We start from the raw sequence: 1793 nt of genomic DNA on the forward strand, positions 1-1793 counted from the left end.
GCGAGCCCGCCGAGGCGACGGATATCGCGCGTCCCCGTCTCGTGATCGACCATGCCCGCGTTCATGAACAGCGCCGCCTTGAACGCGGCATGGTTGAGGATGTGGAATACTGCCGCCGTGGCGGCCGCGGGCGTGCCGAAACCGAGCAGCATCACCATCAGCCCGAGCTGGCTGATCGTCGAATAGGCGAGGATAGCCTTCAGATCGTTGCGGAACAGCGCGACGCCCGCGCCGAAGATCATCGTCACGAGGCCGGTCGAGGCGACCAGATAAAACCACAAGTCGCTGCCCGCGAGCACCGGCCACAGGCGGGCGAGCAGGAAGACGCCCGCCTTCACCATCGTCGCGGAATGGAGATAGGCGCTGACCGGCGTGGGTGCTGCCATCGCGTGCGGCAGCCAGAAATGGAACGGGAACTGCGCCGACTTGGTGAACGCGCCGAGCAGGACGAGCGTCAGGATCGCAGGATAGAGCGGCGACGCCTGGACGACGGCGCCGCGCGTCAGGATCGTTGCGAGCTCATAGGATCCCGCCGCCTGGCCGAGCAACAGCATCCCCGCGATCAGCGCGAGCCCGCCGCCGCCCGTCACCGCGAGCGCCATCCGCGCGCCCTGCCGCGCGTCCGCGCGGTCGCGCCAGAAGCCGATCAGCAGGAACGACGACAGGCTGGTCAGTTCCCAGAATATCAGCATCAGCAGGATGTTGTTCGACAGCGCGATACCGATCATCGCGCCCTGGAACAGCATCAGGAACGACAGGAACCGCCCGGTCGGCTCAGCCTTGGCGAGATAGCCCTGCGCATAGATCACGACGAGCAGGCCGATGCCGAGGATCAGCCCGGCGAACAGCAGCCCGAGCGGATCGAGCCACAGGCTGAGATCGAGCCCGAGCGCCGGGATCCACGCGATCCGCGCGGTCAGCGGGGTTCCCGCGAGGACCGCGGGCGCGGCCAGAAGCAGCAGCGCGAGCCCCGCCGCGCTCGCACCGGCGGCGATCCCGACATGCATGCGACGGCCGCAACGTGCGCCGAGCGCCAGCATCAGCGCCGCCGCGAACGGCAGCACCATCAGGAGCATCAGGGGCATGGCAGATCGTTTCCCGGCGACGTCACGAGACTTGCCATCGCACGATATGGCTTCCGGGTCGACCGGACTACGCCCAGCGGCCCTGACGATATCCCGGGGGCATCGACCCGCGATGCGCGTTGGTGCCGCATCGGGACTCACGCAGACCCGGAATAGCGGAGCGACCATGCGCACGATCGACTTCAGTTCCTGGCAGACCACGTTGCTGACGTTGTTCGGGCTCGCGCTGGTGACGGCGATCGGTGTCGGCATCCGCCTCGTCACGATGATGACGATCCAGCAGCGCCGCGAACGGATCAACCGGCAGATCAACGAACGGCTGCGCACGCTGATCGCGGCCTACAAGACCTTGGGCGGCTCGTTCACGGGCACGCTGACGGTCGACCCCGCGCATCGCCGCGACCTGCGTCGCCGGGGCGAGGCGGTGCCTGCCGATGCGGCGGATGTCGCGATCGACACCGGATCGGACCGCGGCCGGCGGATCCGCGACGCGGTCGAGGCGGCGCTGTCGGACATCATCCTGCTCGGCACCGACGAGCAGGTCCGGCTGGCCGCACAGGCCGCGGGCGAACTCGCGGCGGGCCGCCCGGTCCCGACGCACGCGCTGGTCGTGTCATTGCGCGATTTCGTGCGCGCCGCACTCGATCTGGCGCCCGTCCCGACCGACCTCGTCCTGCCCGCGCAGGGCCCGACGCGGCCGGCCGCGGG

2 protein-coding genes are annotated in these 1793 nt (G+C 69.3%); one reads left to right on the top strand and one right to left on the bottom strand.

Annotated features, from left to right (window positions below):
* Nucleotides 1–1085 (bottom strand): proton-conducting transporter transmembrane domain-containing protein (locus sphsw_RS10045; protein WP_031440502.1); only part of this gene is annotated, 1085 nt, incomplete at its 3' end.
* Nucleotides 1086–1251: 166 nt separating this feature from the next.
* Here sphsw_RS10045 and sphsw_RS10050 point away from each other — a divergent pair.
* Nucleotides 1252–1793, top strand: a 542-nt coding sequence (locus sphsw_RS10050; RefSeq protein WP_031440503.1) for a hypothetical protein, incomplete at its 3' end; no start/stop codon positions are given.

It is taken from the genome of Sphingomonas sp. FUKUSWIS1, assembly GCF_000733135.1.
In the GTDB taxonomy this organism is placed as follows: domain Bacteria; phylum Pseudomonadota; class Alphaproteobacteria; order Sphingomonadales; family Sphingomonadaceae; genus Sphingomonas; species Sphingomonas aerolata.